Source organism: Streptomyces melanosporofaciens, from assembly GCF_900105695.1.
GTDB lineage: Bacteria > Actinomycetota > Actinomycetes > Streptomycetales > Streptomycetaceae > Streptomyces > Streptomyces antimycoticus.
Genome location: NZ_FNST01000002.1, coordinates 3,319,879 through 3,335,660, shown reverse-complemented (window position 1 = coordinate 3,335,660; position 15,782 = coordinate 3,319,879). Strand labels below are relative to the sequence as shown.

The 15,782-nt window shown below is 68.8% G+C and carries 13 protein-coding genes; 6 read left to right on the top strand and 7 right to left on the bottom strand.

Annotated features, from left to right (window positions below; all coding sequences use genetic code 11):
• Positions 1–3: 3 nt before the first annotated feature.
• The 6 genes from yidC (at position 4) to BLV72_RS16780 (ending at position 5,893) form a co-directional block, all read left to right on the top strand.
• Entirely contained in the window at positions 4–1,149 is a 1,146-nt protein-coding gene (gene yidC / locus BLV72_RS16805; RefSeq protein ID WP_093463198.1) for a membrane protein insertase YidC, read from the top strand.
• A gap of 15 nt (positions 1,150–1,164) precedes the next feature.
• Positions 1,165–1,674, top strand: coding sequence for a Jag family protein (locus BLV72_RS16800; protein ID WP_059143744.1), 510 nt, complete (start codon positions 1,165–1,167; stop codon positions 1,672–1,674).
• Positions 1,675–1,785: 111 nt separating this feature from the next.
• A complete protein-coding gene (gene rsmG, locus BLV72_RS16795; RefSeq protein WP_093463197.1) occupies positions 1,786–2,499 on the top strand; it encodes a 16S rRNA (guanine(527)-N(7))-methyltransferase RsmG in 714 nt (237 codons plus the stop codon).
• Positions 2,500–2,725: 226 nt separating this feature from the next.
• On the top strand, positions 2,726–3,811 hold the full coding sequence (locus tag BLV72_RS16790; protein ID WP_078505641.1) for a ParA family protein: 1,086 nt from the start codon (positions 2,726–2,728) through the stop codon (positions 3,809–3,811).
• Positions 3,808–4,950 (top strand): ParB/RepB/Spo0J family partition protein, encoded by a 1,143-nt coding sequence (locus BLV72_RS16785; RefSeq protein WP_093463195.1) that lies wholly within the window; start codon positions 3,808–3,810, stop codon positions 4,948–4,950. The genes BLV72_RS16790 and BLV72_RS16785 overlap by 4 nt, the downstream gene beginning before the upstream one ends.
• Positions 4,951–5,275: 325 nt before the next feature.
• Positions 5,276–5,893, top strand: coding sequence for a GNAT family N-acetyltransferase (locus BLV72_RS16780; protein WP_093463194.1), 618 nt, complete (start codon positions 5,276–5,278; stop codon positions 5,891–5,893).
• Positions 5,894–5,968: 75 nt separating this feature from the next.
• Here BLV72_RS16780 and trxA read toward each other — a convergent pair whose 3' ends face one another.
• The 7 genes from trxA to BLV72_RS16745 all read right to left on the bottom strand — a co-directional run bounded on the left by trxA (position 5,969) and on the right by BLV72_RS16745 (position 15,758).
• Positions 5,969–6,298, bottom strand: coding sequence for a thioredoxin (trxA, locus tag BLV72_RS16775; RefSeq protein WP_014061966.1), 330 nt, complete (start codon positions 6,296–6,298; stop codon positions 5,969–5,971).
• 42 nt (positions 6,299–6,340) lie between these two features.
• Positions 6,341–7,291, bottom strand: coding sequence for a thioredoxin-disulfide reductase (gene trxB, locus BLV72_RS16770; RefSeq protein WP_059143740.1), 951 nt, complete (start codon positions 7,289–7,291; stop codon positions 6,341–6,343).
• 154 nt (positions 7,292–7,445) lie between these two features.
• Positions 7,446–8,414, bottom strand: a complete 969-nt coding sequence (locus BLV72_RS16765) for an anti-sigma factor (protein WP_093463192.1) — start codon at positions 8,412–8,414, stop codon at positions 7,446–7,448.
• A complete protein-coding gene (gene sigM / locus BLV72_RS16760; RefSeq protein ID WP_093463191.1) occupies positions 8,411–9,100 on the bottom strand; it encodes an RNA polymerase sigma factor SigM in 690 nt (229 codons plus the stop codon). The genes BLV72_RS16765 and sigM overlap by 4 nt, the downstream gene beginning before the upstream one ends.
• Positions 9,101–9,137: 37 nt before the next feature.
• Positions 9,138–10,853, bottom strand: a complete 1,716-nt coding sequence (locus BLV72_RS16755) for a protein kinase family protein (protein ID WP_093463189.1) — start codon at positions 10,851–10,853, stop codon at positions 9,138–9,140.
• 110 nt (positions 10,854–10,963) lie between these two features.
• The gene (murJ, locus tag BLV72_RS16750; protein WP_093463188.1) at positions 10,964–13,348 is read right to left on the bottom strand and encodes a murein biosynthesis integral membrane protein MurJ; all 2,385 of its coding nucleotides are present in this window, start codon (positions 13,346–13,348) and stop codon (positions 10,964–10,966) included.
• Between the two features lie 49 nt (positions 13,349–13,397).
• Positions 13,398–15,758 carry a DUF6049 family protein gene (locus tag BLV72_RS16745; protein WP_093463186.1) on the bottom strand — a complete coding sequence of 787 codons (2,361 nt, stop codon included), beginning with the start codon at positions 15,756–15,758 and terminating at the stop codon, positions 13,398–13,400.
• Positions 15,759–15,782 lie beyond the last annotated feature (24 nt).

The window sequence follows — 15,782 nt, the reverse complement described above, 5'->3', positions numbered from 1 at the left end:
TTCGTGGACACGATCCTCGGTCCTCTTTATGACGTAGTTTCCTGGATCATCGTCCAGTTCCACTCGTTCTACAGCCTCATTTTTGATCGGGACAGTGGCTGGGCGTGGGGTCTGTCCATCGTTTCGCTGGTGGTGCTGATCCGTATCTGCCTGATCCCGCTCTTTGTGAAGCAGATCAAGTCGACGCGGAACATGCAGGCGCTCCAGCCCAAGATGAAGGCGATCCAGGAGCGCTACAAGAGCGACAAGCAGCGTCAGTCCGAAGAGATGATGAAGCTGTACAAGGAGACGGGGACCAACCCGCTCTCCAGCTGCTTGCCGATTCTCGCCCAGTCGCCGTTCTTCATCTCGCTGTACCAGGTCCTGAACCACATCGCGAACAACAGGACGGTCGGTGTCATCACCGACCAGGCCCTGCTGGACAGCGCCCGTAACGCCCACATCTTCGGCGCTCCGCTGTCGGTGAAGTTCATGGACTCGGCCTCGAAGGTCGAATCCCTCGGCGCCTCGCTGACCGATGTGCGCATCGTGACGATCACCATGATCGTCCTGATGTCGGCGTCGCAGTTCTTCACCCAGCGCCAGCTGATGACCAAGAACGTCGACCTCACGGTGAAGACGCCGTTCATGCAGCAGCAGAAGATGCTGATGTACGTCTTCCCGATCATGTTCGCCGTCTTCGGCATCAACTTCCCCGTCGGTGTCCTCGTCTACTGGCTGACCACCAACGTCTGGACCATGGGCCAGCAGATGTTCGTCATCCGCCGTAACCCGACCCCGGGCAGCCTCGCCTTCAAGGCCCGCCAGGAGCGGCTGCGGGCCCAGGGCAAGCTGAAGGAGGAGCCGGCCGACGTCGTCGCGAAGCAGGCGGCCGAGACGGCGCGTGCCAACCGTCAGCAGCCCAAGCGCCAGACCAAGGCGCAGCGCTCCACGACCGGCCACAGCAGGGCCGGCGCGCAGGCGGATTCCGCGGTCTCCACGGAGAAGTCCGCCGAGGCCAAGAAGCCCGGCGAGAAGCAGGGCGCGGGGCAGAAGAAGGGCGCGCAGGGCGGCAAGCCGGCCGGTGGCTCGGCTTCCGGCTCCTCCCGTGGCGCGAAGTCCGGCCAGCGCAAGGGCCAGCAGCGCCCCAAGCACCCGTCCAAGAAGTAACGAAGGAGTCCATCCGTGACGGAAGGCACCACCCCGGCCGCCGAGGGTGTCGACACCCTGTCCCGCCTTGAGCAGGAGGGGGAGATCGCGGCCGACTACCTCGAGGGGCTGCTGGACATCGCGGACCTCGACGGCGACATCGACATGGACGTCGAGGCCGATCGCGCAGCGGTGTCGATCATCAGCGACTCGACCAGCCGCGATCTGCAGAAGCTGGTCGGCCGCGACGGCGAGGTGCTGGAGGCCCTTCAGGAGCTGACCCGCCTCGCGGTGCACCGGGAGACCGGCGACCGCAGCCGGCTGATGCTCGACATCGCCGGATACCGGGCCCGTAAGCGTGCCGAGCTGACCGAGCTGGGCACCAAGGCCGCGGAGGAGGCGAAGGGCACCGCTCAGCCGGTGAAGCTCAAGGCGATGACGCCCTTCGAGCGCAAGGTCGTGCACGACGCTGTGGCCGCCGCCGGGCTGCGCAGTGAGTCCGAGGGCGAGGAGCCCCAGCGCTGCGTGGTCGTGCTTCCGGTCTGAAGCGGTTCCGCATCGTGATCCACCCGGCCCCGTCTGCACGCAGACGGGGCCGAATCTTGTCAGCCTTACATCATCGTTCAGCACAGTGTTCGGTACGGAAGGACGGTCCCCGTGACGGAAGCAGCGGAGCTCCCCCCGGCGCCCCCCGAGGCAAGGGACGTATTCGGTGACCGCTTCCCGGAGGCCGTGCGCTACGGCGAGCTGCTGGCTGATGTGGGAGTGACGCGCGGGCTGATCGGTCCGCGTGAGGTGCCGCGGCTGTGGGAGCGGCATCTGCTGAACTGCGCGGTGCTCTCCGAAGTGGTGCCCGAGGAGGTCACCGTCTGCGATGTGGGGTCGGGGGCCGGGCTCCCCGGTATCCCGCTCGCCCTGACCCGCCCTGATCTCCAGATCACGCTTCTGGAGCCCTTGCTGCGGCGGACGAACTTTCTGCGGGAAGTGGTCGAGCTGCTGGGGCTGGATCATGTGACGGTGGTGCGCGGCCGCGCCGAGGAGGTCCTCGGGAAGCTGACCCCGATGCATGTGGTGACGGCTCGGGCGGTGGCCCCGCTGGACCGGCTGGCCGGCTGGGGGGTTCCGCTGCTGCGCCCGTACGGCGAGATGCTGCTCCTGAAGGGCGACACCGCCGAGGAGGAGCTGAAGCAGGCCCGGGCCGCGTTGGGCAAGCTGGGTGTGGTGGAGACCTCGGTGCTGCATGTCGGTGAGGGAGTGGTGGACCCGCCCTCGACGGTGGTGCGAGTCGAGGTCGGGGAGAGTCCCGGGGGTGTGCGCTTTGCCGCGAAGCGGGCCAAGGCCGCTCGCCGGACGCCGCGCCGTCGCCCCTGAGCCGAGGGCATTGCTCCATACAAGCTGGCAAAACTACGCATACCGGAGTGTCGCGACCAATCCGCAGGGCCTCCCGTGCATCGTGTTTCACGTGAAACGTCGCTCCCTGCTGCATGGAATCATCAGTCGCGGTCGTGCGGCAGCCTCGCCCCGCGACCGCCGACCCCGTATGAACGTGGATTCATCCACAGGAGAACGGGCCTCGCTGGTTCACGACCCCAAAAGCATGGCAGGCTCTGCTTATTGCGAGCCTGATGTCGAGGAGAGTGAATCCTTGCGGTCCGACGCCAACATCGCGGGGCCGATGACCGATCCGGTCCCCGGCCCCCGTACCGAATCGCCGGGGGAGGATGTTTCACGTGAAACGCCACCCCCGATGGACGACACCCCTATTGGCCGTGCTGCTCAACTGGCGGTAGAAGCTCTGGGCCGTGCTGGTGAGGGGCTGCCCAGGCCGGAGCAGACCCGGGTGATGGTGGTCGCCAACCAGAAGGGCGGGGTCGGAAAGACCACGACCACGGTCAACCTGGCCGCCTCGCTTGCCCTGCACGGTGGTCGGGTGCTGGTGATCGACCTCGACCCACAGGGCAATGCTTCGACGGCGCTGGGGATCGACCACCACGCCGAGGTCCCATCGATCTATGACGTGCTGGTCGACAGCAAGCCGCTGTCCGATGTGGTGCAGCCGGTCCCGGATGTGGAGGGCCTCTTCTGCGCCCCCGCCACGATCGATCTCGCCGGTGCCGAGATCGAGTTGGTCTCTCTGGTGGCGAGGGAAAGCCGACTGGAGCGGGCCATCCAGGCATATGAGCAGCCGCTGGACTACATCCTGATCGACTGCCCGCCCTCGCTGGGGCTGCTGACGGTCAATGCGCTGGTGGCCGGTGCGGAAGTGCTGATCCCGATCCAGTGTGAGTACTACGCACTGGAGGGATTGGGGCAGCTGCTGCGGAACGTGGATCTGGTGCGGGGCCATCTCAACCCCAAGCTCCATGTCTCGACGATCCTTCTCACCATGTACGACGGCCGCACCCGGTTGGCCTCCCAGGTCGCGGACGAGGTGCGCAGCCACTTCGGCGGTGAGGTGCTTCGGACGAGCATTCCCCGATCGGTGCGCATCTCCGAGGCCCCCAGCTATGGGCAGACCGTCCTCACCTATGACCCGGGGTCCAGTGGGGCGCTCTCCTATCTCGAGGCGGCCCGCGAGATCGCCCTCAGAGGCGTCGGCGTGCACTACGAGGCCCAGCACGTTCATGCCTTGCCCGAGCTCAGCCAGCACGACCAGCACAGTATGCAGGAGGGGATTCAGTGAGTGAGCGACGCAGAGGACTGGGCCGTGGGCTCGGTGCCCTGATTCCTCCCGCGCCGAAGGGGGCGGACAACGCCGCGCCCTCGGCGGGGGCGGGAACGGTCACGACGACCGGGGCCACCACCTCACCGACCGCGGTCCCGGTGCTCACCCAGGAGCGCGGAGTGCCGGCGGCCAAGGTGGCCGCATTGTCGACGCACACCGTTCCACAGGAGCCCGAGCCCGCACCGCCGGAGGCGGAGCCCGAGGCCGCACCGGCGGTGATGCCGGAGGAGGTGGCCGGGGCGCACTTCGCCGAGCTGCCACTGGACTTCATCACCCCCAATCCGCGGCAGCCTCGTGAGGTCTTCGACGAGGACGCGCTCGCCGAACTGGTCACCTCGATCCAGGAGGTCGGTCTCCTCCAGCCCGTCGTCGTACGGCAGTTGGCGCCGGAGCGCTATGAGCTCATCATGGGCGAGCGCCGCTGGCGGGCCTGTCGTGAGGCCGGGCTGGAGAAGATCCCCGCGATCGTCCGGGCCACCGACGACGAGAAGCTGCTGCTCGACGCGCTGCTGGAGAACCTGCACCGGGCCCAGCTGAACCCGCTGGAAGAGGCGGCGGCGTACGACCAGTTGCTGAAGGACTTCAACTGCACGCACGACGAACTGGCCGACCGCATCGGGCGCTCACGTCCGCAGGTCTCCAACACGCTGCGGCTGCTGAGGCTCTCCCCGTCGGTTCAGCGCAGGGTGGCGGCGGGGGTTCTCTCCGCGGGCCATGCGCGGGCGCTGCTCTCCGTGGACGACGCGGAGGAGCAGGACCGGCTGGCCCATCGCATCGTCGCCGAGGGACTCTCGGTGCGTGCGGTGGAGGAGATCGTCACCCTGATGGGATCGCGATCGGGCGGTACGACGAAGACCAAGAGCCCGCGGGCGGGTGCGAGGGTGTCCCCCGCGCTCACGGATCTGGCGTCACGTCTCTCCGACCGGTTCGAGACGCGGGTGAAGGTCGACCTCGGTCAGAAGAAGGGAAAGATCGTCGTCGAGTTCGCCTCAATAGAGGATCTCGAGCGGATCCTCGGCTCGCTGGCCCCCGGTGAGGGGCCGGTGCTGGAGCAGCCGCTCTCCTCCGAGGGCGGAGCGGAGGACGAGGACGAGTGAGGCGCTGTCCGTGCGGCCAGGCCGTACGGAAGGGCAGTGCGGGGCGGGTCGCGGTCCGACATGGTCGGAACGCGACCCGCTGTTTGCCCAAGGGCGGTATCGGTGCAATCTCGGCACGGATACGATGCGATCAGGCAGGGCGGATCCAGGTGGAGGCGCCGCATGTGGAGGGCAGGGCCATGCGACCGGTGAGTCGCACCGGGCTGGTGGCCACAGGATTGGGCCTGGGAGCTGTCGGCGGCTTCGTCGGCAGTCTGCTCAGGGAGCGTAGTGCGCTGTCAGCCGCCCGTGGCGCGGCTGGCCAGGGAAGTGAAGGACTGGCTTCATGGGGCGTCGGCTCGTACCGCTCACGTTGGACAACCTCCCGGACATCCCCAAGCGCTGTCGCGCCTGTGTCTTCTGGGAGCTCGATCCGGTCAGCGGCGAGGCAGCCGTAAGGGCCGGCCGGCCGGAGCTGGAGAAGGAGGCATGGATCTCGGCCGTGCTGCTGGAGTGGGGATCCTGCGGCCGGGTGGTCTATGTCGATGAGGTTCCGGTGGGCTTTGTGCTGTACGCACCTCCGGCGTATGTGCCGCGCTCCACGTCCTTCCCGACCAGTCCGGTCGCGGCGGATGCCGTCCAGCTGATGACGGCGTGGCTGATGCCCGGATACCAGGGGCAGGGGCTGGGCCGGGTGATGGTGCAGACCGTCGCCAAGGATCTGATCCGCCGGGGCTTCAAGGCGGTGGAGGCGTTCGGGGACGCCACCTGGAAGGAACCGGCGTGTGTGCTGCCCGCCGATCATCTGCTGGCCGTGGGCTTCAAGACCGTCCGGCCGCATCCGCGCTATCCCCGGCTGAGGCTCGAGCTGCGGACGACGATCTCCTGGAAGGAGGATGTCGAGTTGGCGCTGGATCGGCTGCTCGGCGCCGTCCAGAAGGAGCCCGCGCTTCGGCCGCTGTAGAGAGTTCCACGTGAAACACGAAGGGGCTGCCCGTATGGGCAGCCCCTTCGTGCATCAGCGCGACGCGCGATGTGTTCAGCCGATGAAGTCGGCCAGGTCGCGCTCGATGGCGGCCTTCGGCTTGGCGCCGACGATGGTCTTGGCGACCTCGCCGCCCTGGTAGACATTGAGCGTCGGGATGGACATCACGCCGTACTTGGCGGCCGTCGCCGGGTTCTCGTCGATGTTGAGCTTGGCGATGACGATCTTGTCGGGGTGCTCAGCCGCGATGGCCTCCAGCGAGGGGGCGATCTGGCGGCACGGACCGCACCAGGCGGCCCAGAAGTCGACGAGTACCGGCTTGTCGCTCTTGAGGACCTTCTCCTCGAAGTCGGCGTCCGTCACGGTGACCGTGGCACCGGCCATGGCAATCTCCTTAGTGAGTTGGTGCAGGGGTGGGAAGCGAAGTCAGACTGTGGCGTCGCCCTGGCCCAGCGAGGCGAGGTACCGCTCGGCGTCCAGCGCCGCCGAGCAACCGGTGCCGGCCGCGGTGATCGCCTGGCGGTAGGTGTGGTCCACGACATCGCCCGCGGCGAAGACACCGGGCAGGTTCGTCCGGGTGGTGGGCGCATCCACCTTGAGGTAGCCCTCGTCGTCCAGGGCCAGCTGGCCCTTGAACAGCTCGGTGCGCGGGTCGTGGCCGATCGCGATGAACAGTCCGGTGACCGGCAGCTCCGAGGTCTCGTCCTTCTTGACATCGCGGAGGGTGAGACCGGAGAGCTTGCCGTCGCCGTGGATCTCCTCGACCGCGCTGTCCCAGACGAACGAGATCTTCGGGTCGCCGAAGGCCCGCTCCTGCATCGCCTTGCTGGCGCGCAGGGTGTCCCGGCGGTGGACCACGGTGACCGACTTGGCGAACCGCGACAGGAAGGTCGCCTCCTCCATGGCCGTGTCGCCGCCGCCGATGACGGCGATGTCCTGGTCCTTGAAGAAGAACCCGTCACAGGTGGCACACCAGGAGACACCGCGGCCGGAGAGCTCGTCCTCGCGGGCCAGCCCCAGCTTGCGGTGCTGGGAGCCGGTGGTCACGATGACGGTCTTGGCGCGGTGGACCGTACCGGCGGAGTCGGTGACGGTCTTGATCTGCTCGGTGAGGTCGACCGCGACCACATCGTCCGGGATGAGCTCGGCGCCGAAGCGCTCGGCCTGAGCCCGCATGTTGTCCATCAGGTCGGGGCCCATGATCCCGTCCCGGAAGCCGGGGAAGTTCTCCACATCGGTGGTGTTCATCAGGGCACCACCCGCGGTCACGGAGCCTTCGAAGACCAGCGGCTTCAAGGAAGCGCGGGCGGTGTAGAGCGCGGCCGTATAGCCCGCGGGCCCGGAACCGATGATGATCACGTTGCGGACGTCGCTCACGGATGTCTTCCTTGTCTCTGCCGACTGCCGGACTGCTGACTGGGCGGGCGGCTCCGGGTCCCCCCGGAATTCCGCTGCCACCCCACCCAACGGATCCTACGGGTCAGGCATTCCCGTGCGCTGTCAGACAGGGCCCTGGGGTGCGTGGTGTGCCTCAGGGGCGCGGATAGGTCCGGGTCACCAGAAGCTCCCCGGGAGACGACGGAGACGCCGAGACGCAGGACGCGTCGATCACAAAGGCATCGACGAGCGAGCTGTCGGAGGGATGCGGGAGGACGACGATATAGGCGCTCTGGCCGTCGTAGGTGTCCTGCTGCGCCGCGAGTGCCGGCTCCTTGCGGCCGGTGCCGCTCTGTACACAGGACGGCACATTCGGGTCGTCGTCGGCGCGCAGCGGCACATCGGGTGAGTTGCCCTGCCCGGTGACCCCGTTCGACGCGGTGGACTTCCGGTCGGCGAGCAGCTCGTGCACGCGGTCCTTGAGCGTGCCCGAGGAAAGGGTGGACTTCCCGGAGCTCTGGCTGGCATGGGCCTGGGTGCCGGGGTCGCCATGATCACTCGAGGAGCCGCCCTGGATGAAGAAGGAACCGATGCCGATCACCGCCGCGGCACATGCGCCGCCGAGGACGACCTTGGGCCAGCGACGGGAGCGGCCCGGACGGGCGGCGGGCCCGGTGGAGCCTCGTCCGGGTCCGGTGGCCCCACGCGGGCGCCCAGCGGGCCGGTCCGCCGCGGTGGAGGACTTGGACAGGGGCTTCACGGTGCCGGAGGCGGGGGCGCCGTCGCCGGTTTCACGTGAAACCGGCGTGGGGGCTGGATCCGGATCCGGAGTTTCACGTGAAACATCGGCCACCGCCTCGGGAGCGGTCGCGTCGAGAAGCGCCTCGGCGGCCAGTGCCGCGTCGATACGGCCCGCGATATCGGCGGGCATCCGCACCGGCCCCGGCAGGGTCCCGAGCAGGGAGCGGATCTCTTCCAGTGACGTCGATACGTCCGCGCACAGCACGCAGCTCGCGAGGTGAGTGCGCACATCGACGGCGCGGGACGGAGAGAGCAGACCCTCGGTGAGTGCGGAGATCTCCGCGACTTCAGGGTGCTCGTCCGTGTCCGTCGAGGATGTCACGCTCGCCCACCTCCGCCCTTCACGGCATCTGTGTCGTTCGGTCCTGCCGTCGGTGGGACGGACGTCCCCTGCGTCCGGTTCCTTCCCACGCCCGAGGGTGAGCTATCCCTCCCGCTGGGGTGGAGATGTGAGAGCAGTGGCAGCAGTCGTGCGCGGCCCCGGGCACAGCGGCTCTTCACGGTGCCGGTGGGAACGTCCAGGACCTTCGCCGCCTCCGCGACGGGATAGCCCTGCATGTCGACCAGCACCAGAGCCGCGCGCTGCTCGGGAGGGAGGGTGCGCAGCGCCCGGAGCAGTTCGCGGTGGAGATCACCGCGCTCGGCGGGAGCGGCGGCTGATTCATGGGGTTCCAGAAGTTGCTCGAGCCGCTCGGTGTCGTCCACGGGGGAGGTGCGACGGGAGGCGGCCTTACGGGCCCGGTCCAGACAGGCGTTGACCGTGATCCGGTGCAGCCAGGTCGTCACGGCGGACTGGCCCCGGAAGGTATGCGCGGCGCGGTAGGCGGAGACGAGCGCGTCCTGGACCGCGTCGGCCGCTTCCTCACGGTCGCCGAGGGTGCGCAGCGCCACCGCCCAGAGTCTGTCGCGGTGGCGCCGCACTATTTCGCTGAAGGCGTCCGGGTCGCCGTCGACGTGCCGGGCAAGGAGCTCGCCGTCGCTCGCCCCGCCGATGGTGGCGTCGTCCAACGTTGAGCCCCTCCCCTCTCGGCCGACCGCTAGAGGGTCAGCCCTTGACCTTGATCTCCGAGATGCCGCCACGGTAGCGATCAGCGGTGCTGGCCGGAAGCTCGGTGATGTGAACCAGGACGAAACGCGTCCGTACTGGCTTGTCGAGAACGGTGGTCAGCTTCTTCCCGGCGCTCTTCAGGTCGGTGAGGTGCTGGGAGAAGGCGCTGAGTGAGGTGGGGTTGGAGGCGGAGGGGTCCGCGGCGAGAACTTCCACCTTCTGGCCGGCGCGGTAGAAGTCGATGTCGATACTCGCGACGCTTTTGGCGCTGCCGAGGTCGACGACGATGCCGCTGCCCTGCTTGCGTTGGGGCAGGTTACCGAAGTTCGGGTAGTTCCAGAACTCCTTGGTCACCCAGGCGGTGTCCGCGTCGCCGTCCACGGCTCCATCGACCTTGTCAGCGGCGAAGGGCGGACCCAACGGGGAGAACTCCGTGGCGCTCGCGATGTCGAGCGGCTTGCCCACGAGCTGCTCGCCCTTGCCGTCGTCCTTCTCGCTGGTGGACTTGCCCGGGTCGGCCTTGTTCTCCTCCTTGAGGAGGGTGTCCGCGAGCTGCCAGCTGCCGAGGCCGAGGGCGGCGATCAGAAGGGCGGAGACGGTCCACTTGAGGGCCTTGCCCGTGCGGCTCTGCAGCGGCGGCGGAGGCGGCACGGGAACGGCCGGGCGGGCCGTGTGCGCGGCGCCGCCACGGTTCGGAGGCTGGCCGTACACGCCCTGTTGGTACGTCGTGCGCGAATACGCCGGCGAAGGGGTGTAGGCGGGCTCGGGCGGCCGGATGCGCGGCATGGCCGCGACGGCCTTGGCCAACTCTTCGGGGGTGGTGCAGGGCTGGTCCTGACGGGAGGCGGTGGCCCCGTCGTTGACCAGTGCGCGCATCGCGAGCTCGGACAGACCGCGGTGCACTCCCGCGCGGACCTGGTCGGGGGCGATCAGGCCCACGCCCTTGGGCAGCCCGGAGAGGCCGTAGGCGTCGGTGTCGTACGGCCAGCGCTGAGTGAGCCCCGCGTACAGCAGCGCGCCGATCGCCTCGGTGTCCGTGCGCTGTGGGTGGTCGACGCTGATACCGCGCAGGGCGGCCATGACGGCGAGTCCCCGGATGCGGTACTGGCCGGACTCGGTGCGCAGCACGGAGCCGGGGTTCAGCCGCAGATGGGCCAGGCCCTCGCGGTGGGCCGCGGCCATGGCCTGGGAGACCTGGCTGACCAATTGGTACGCGTCGTGCGGCTCGAGCGGCCCGGCGGCCAGCACGGCGGTGAGTTCGGTGGCGTCGGGAAGCCACTCATGGACGACATAGACGAGATCGTTCTCCTCGACGGCGTCGAGGACCTGGACGAAGCGGGGGTCGCCCAGCAAGGCCGCCGAACGGGCGGCGGCCAGCACCGGCCTGGCGCGCGGATGGTCGGCGGGCAGGACATGCACACCGACGGCACGCCGCAGCTTCTCGTCCACGGCACGCCAACTGCTGAATCCGTCCAGACGGGTGACGCACTCCTCCAGACGGTAGCGTCTGGCCAACTTATGACCGCTGTGCAGCTCGAGGGGGCTCGCTTCGGCCGCGGCGCCCACCTCATCGGTGACCGCGTCCTCCGTCCCCTTACCGACCTTCTCTTTCGTCCCCGCCCCGTCGGCCGTGGCCTTGCCCGCCTCGGCGGTCAGCGGCTCCTCTCCACCGCTGTCGGCCACGTCGACGGCAGCCGTGCTCCGTTCCGCCACCGTCGTTCCTGCCTCCCCATCCGTTGCGCCTACTCCGAGCCAAGACAATTGTGCCCACAGTCCGCCGCTATGCACGACACACGGTGGCGGACGATGGTTGTGCTCAATGATCAGCGTCCGAGTCGTCCGCGCACCATACCGACCATGGCCGTCAGCTCCTCAACGCGCATCCGTTTGGCAGCAATGTAGAAGACCGCGATAAGAACGAGACCGCCGCCCAGCAAACCCGCTACAGAGCCGGCGATGCCCATTCCGAGGGTCTGCATGATGGTGTACGCCGAGCCGCCGCCCAGGAGGGCGGCGGGGATGCTGGCGCCCGCGAGGCGGGTGTAGGTGCGGACGACGCGGGGGCCGTCCAGATCGCCGCCCAGCCGGTCGCGCAGCCGCTTCCAGGCCACGCCCACGCCCGTCGCGTAGGCCAGGCCGTAGGCGGCCGCCATACCGGCGACGGCCCAGCGGGCGGGGAGCACGACATAGGCGAGCGCGGAGCCGGCGGCGTTGACGGCGGCGACGATCACCGTGTTGTAGAAGGGGGTGCGGGTGTCCTCGTAGGCGTAGAAGCCGCGGAGGACGACGTACTGCACGGAGAAGGGGATGAGTCCGAGGCCGAACGCCATGAGGATGTAGCCCATGGCTTGGGCCGTTTCGGTGCCCGACGTCCCGAAAAGCAGGGTGCAGAGGGGGATACCGAGCGCGATGAAGCCGAAGGAGAGGGGGACGATGGCGACGGCGGAGGTGCGCAGGCCCTGAGAGATGTCGTCGCGGACCGCTCCAGGGTCGCCGTCGTGGGCCGCCCGAGAGAGCCTGGGGAGCAGAGCTGCCATCACCGACACGGTGATGATGGCCTGCGGCATGTTCCAGATGAGCTGAGCACTCGTGTAGCCGACGTAGCTCGCTCCTGGGTGGCCCCCGTTGTCGGCCTCCGTACCGGCCGAGGTGGCGAGCTGGGTGACCACGATGTTGCCGGCCTGGTTGGCGAGCACGAACAGCACGGTCCACTTGGCCAGTTTGGCGGCCTTGCCGAGTCCGTGGCCACGCCAGTCGAAGCGTGGCCTGAAGCGGAAACCGGCTGCCCGGAGATAGGGGAACATCGCCAGGGCCTGGACGGTGAGGCCGAGGAGTGTGCCGATGCCCAGCAGCCGGATGCCTTCCGGCGTGATGGTCGTGACGCCCATGTTGGAGTTGCTGGAGGTGCCGAACACCCAGATGAAGAGGCCGAAAGTGGCGATGACGACAATGTTGTTGAGGACCGGGGTCCACATCATCGCGCCGAACTTGCCCCGGGCGTTGAGGATCTGACCGACCACGACGTGCACGCCCATGAAGAAGATGGTGGGCAGGCAGTAGCGGGCGAAGGTGACCGCAACCTCGTTGGAGGGGGGATCGCTGGCGATGTCCGCAGAGAGCATCCGGATCAGTGTCGGAGCCGCGAACAGCGAAACCGCGACGAGGCTGCCGAGCGCGACCATCGTCAACGTGAGCAGACGGTTGGCGTAGGCGACTCCGCCGTCGTCGTCCTCCTTCATCGAGCGCACGAGCTGGGGGACGAAGACGGAGTTCAGACCGCCGCCGACGGTGAGGAAGTAGATCATCGCGGGCAGCTGATAGGCGACCTGGTAAGCCTGGCCGAGGCTGGCGGCACCGAGGCCCGCGACGATCACCATCTGTCGGATGAAGCCGGTCAGACGGGAGACCAGGGTGCCCGCGGCCATCAGCGCGCTTGACTGCAGCAGACCCCCGGCCCGGCCCCCTGAGGGCTTCTTCGGCTCGGGCTCGGGCTCGGGCTCGGCCGCGGGGGCGGTCACGACGGGAGCGGCCACCGTGGGAGCGGCGGCCGCGGCATGGGCAGACTCGGATCTCGACGGTCCGGGGACCGGTGCCTGCCCCTGTGCGGGCGCCTGTCCGTGCGGGTAGTTCTCCGGGCCCTGCTGGTAGCTCTGGCCCTGGGCGGCCCGGGGGTCATAGGGCTGCTGATCGCGGTAGAGATGCGCGAAGGCGTCCCGCTGCGGCTGCTGCACCGCGCCGTAGCCATCGCCGGCCCCCGGATAGCCGGGGCCCGGCTGACCGCCGGTGTACGGCTGTTGTGCCGCGCCGTGGTGGCCGGGGGCAGCCTCGGAGTGCCATGCGCGCGGGTCGGGGCCCTGCGGCGTGGGGGGCTGCTGGTACTGCTGCTGCTGGTAACCGCCCTGCTGCGGTGCGTGAGGGGCGTTCCGGTCGTACAGCGGATCCGTCAGCGGGTCGTGGGCGTAGCGATCCTGCGTCGGATACGGGTAGGGCGTGAAGCTGCCCGTCGCGTACGTATCGTCCAGATACGGATCCGGTGCGTAGTACTGCTGGCCGTACGACTGGCGCGGATCGGCCTGGGGGGCCTGGTGGGCGTCGCCCAGATACGGATCGCGCTGGTGCGGTTCCTGTCCGTAAGGGTCGTGGGAGCCGTGAGGCGAAGGCTGCGGCGGTGGTGGCACTCGGCCATCACCGTCATACGGCGCGTTCATCGCTACCCCACCTCATCGTCCACTGCGGCCGACCGGCCCCGTGCTTTGCTCAACGCTCCACTTTCTCACCCGAGCCGGACGGGCCAGCGCTTTGCGATCCGGTGTCCGCCGCCGGGTCACTCGGCTGCTCGGGCACGAGGGCGTGAGCGGGGTCACGCCGGTCGGTCTCCGGCGCCTCGCTGTCGTCCTCATCATCCTGCCCGTGCGCCGTCTCGGCGTCTTCCCCGTCTCCGCCGTCCTCACCACTCCTGGCGGCCGCGCGCTTGCGCTGGACGTAGATCCGGACACCGGCGAGGACCAGCAGCAGCACACCGCCGGCGATCACGAGAATCACGGTCGACGTGATTTCGGTGACATTCACCTCGAACAGCATCTCGCGGCCGTAAGGCTGTCCGTCCGGCGTGTAGAGCTGGGCCGAGACCCACACCGGGCCGTTCGCGTTGGCCGTGGTCCCGAACTTCACGGACTGGCTGTGTCCGCCCTCCACATTGACCAGCTGAGGGTCGCTGATCGCCAGCCGGTTGCCCTGCTGGGAGCGGAGGACGAGCCGCAGCTCGACGCCCTGCACCAGGTTGTTCTGCAGGGTCACCGGGACGGTCGCGCTCCGCCCGGAGAGGGTCATGTCCGTCTTGGGGACCAGGCGCACCTTCTTGGTGAGCCCGGACAGGTAGGTCTGCACGTCGTGCCGGAAGCCGGCCGCGTTGTGCGCCTCGCTGCGCCATGAGGTCGACATCTCGCGCCTGATCGCGTTCCCGAAGGGAGTGACCACCCGGTACTTGGCGGTGAGAATCGGCTCGAAATTGTCCAGGGTCTTCTGGGTCTCCTGGATCCTGTCGAACGCCTCGGTGGGCAGTTCCCGCGCGCGCAGCGACCGGGGGTACGAGCGGGAGCTCGGCACCCGCTGGGTGGCGCTCGGGTCGGGCTTGGCCTTCGCGGCCTGTCCCAGGCTCAGCGGCTGCGTCCACTGCCCGGAGAGGCCCTCCAGGGCCGCCGCCATCGCCTGCGCCTGGCTGGTGGTTGGCGTCCGCTGGGGGGCGACCACGATGCTGCGCTGCTTGTCCGGCGCCTGCAGGTTGAACATCTGGCTCTGGGCCAGGAACGTCTGGATGGCGAGGGTGGAGTTCTCCGCCTTGGACATGTCGCCGGTGAAGGCCGTCGACAGCCGTGCGTCGGCCACCACCGCCGTATTGCCGCCGCCGATCTGGCGGGCCGCGGTGGGGGTGTAGGAGAGCCCGCCGGTCTCCCGCAGGCTGTCGCTGCGGGCGATGACGTTGTGCGCGCCCGCGGAGGTGGCGACGTCCACGATCGAGGAGTCGATCGCGCCGTCCACGGGCCAGGCGAAGTCGGTGCGCGGCCGCACCCCGAGGATGGTCTCCACGGTGGTCGAGGCGAGCTCGGTGGCGCCCTGGAGGTGGCTGAGGGTGCCGGTGACGTTCTTACCGCGGTGGGCGAGCGAGGCGAGGTCGGGGTCGGCGAACGGCAGCGCGACCACCTGCTTGCCGTCCACGGCCTTCTGCAGGGCGTCGAGCCACTGCTTGGCGACGGTCTGGCCGCGGCCCGCCGTGGTGCCCTTGCCCGAGGGGTTCTGGACCTCGTACTTCTTGGTCATCGCGTCGACCGTGGCGAGCAGGTCGGGGTCGATCACCCAGGTGATGGGGAGATTCTTCCCCAGGGCGACCATCTGCTGCAGTCGGCCGCCGGGGGCCAGCTCCTCGGCGAGGCGGTCGTCCCGGAAGATCGGGGTGCGGTCCTCGTCGTTGTCCGTGCGCGCGGTCACATGGGTGGCGGAGATCAGCGGCCACAGATAGGTGAGCTGGGACTTCTTCGTGGCCGTGCCGGACTGCCAGGGCAGGAAGGTCCGCTCGATGCCCAGCACCTGCGGCCAGGGCTGACTGGAGGTGCCACCGGTGAGCGAGACGCCGAGCTGATAGACGCCGTTCTCCCCCAGGTGCAACTGGTCCACCGGTATGGAGAGGGAGAAGTCACGGCTGGCGCCGGCCGACAGCTTGCCGATCTTCTTGGCGTATTTGTCGTCCACCTCGGTGCCGTCGAGGCCCTCCGTATAGCCGGTGCGGTGGGCGGTGGTGTCGATCGCGCTGCGGCCGTTCATGGTCGGACCGACACGGAGGCCCACCTGGGCTCCCGAGACCGTGCTCTTGGTGTCGTTGGTGACGGTGCCGCTGACGGTGAGGGTGTCGCTCTTCTTCGGCGCGGTGGGGGTCAGCGAGGTGATGGAGACGTCCACCGACCGTGAGCCGGTGGCCTTGCTCTCCGCATGGGCGGCGGGTGCCGCCGGAATCTGCGTCAGGCCCGCGAGCATCGGCGCCGCGGCGAGCAGGGCCGCTGTGCGCCGCAACCATCGCCGGGCGCGAGCGGAAGTTGTCCCCCGGAGGTCTGCCGCATCGGCCACGCGCTCGCCCGTCCCTTGTCGTCA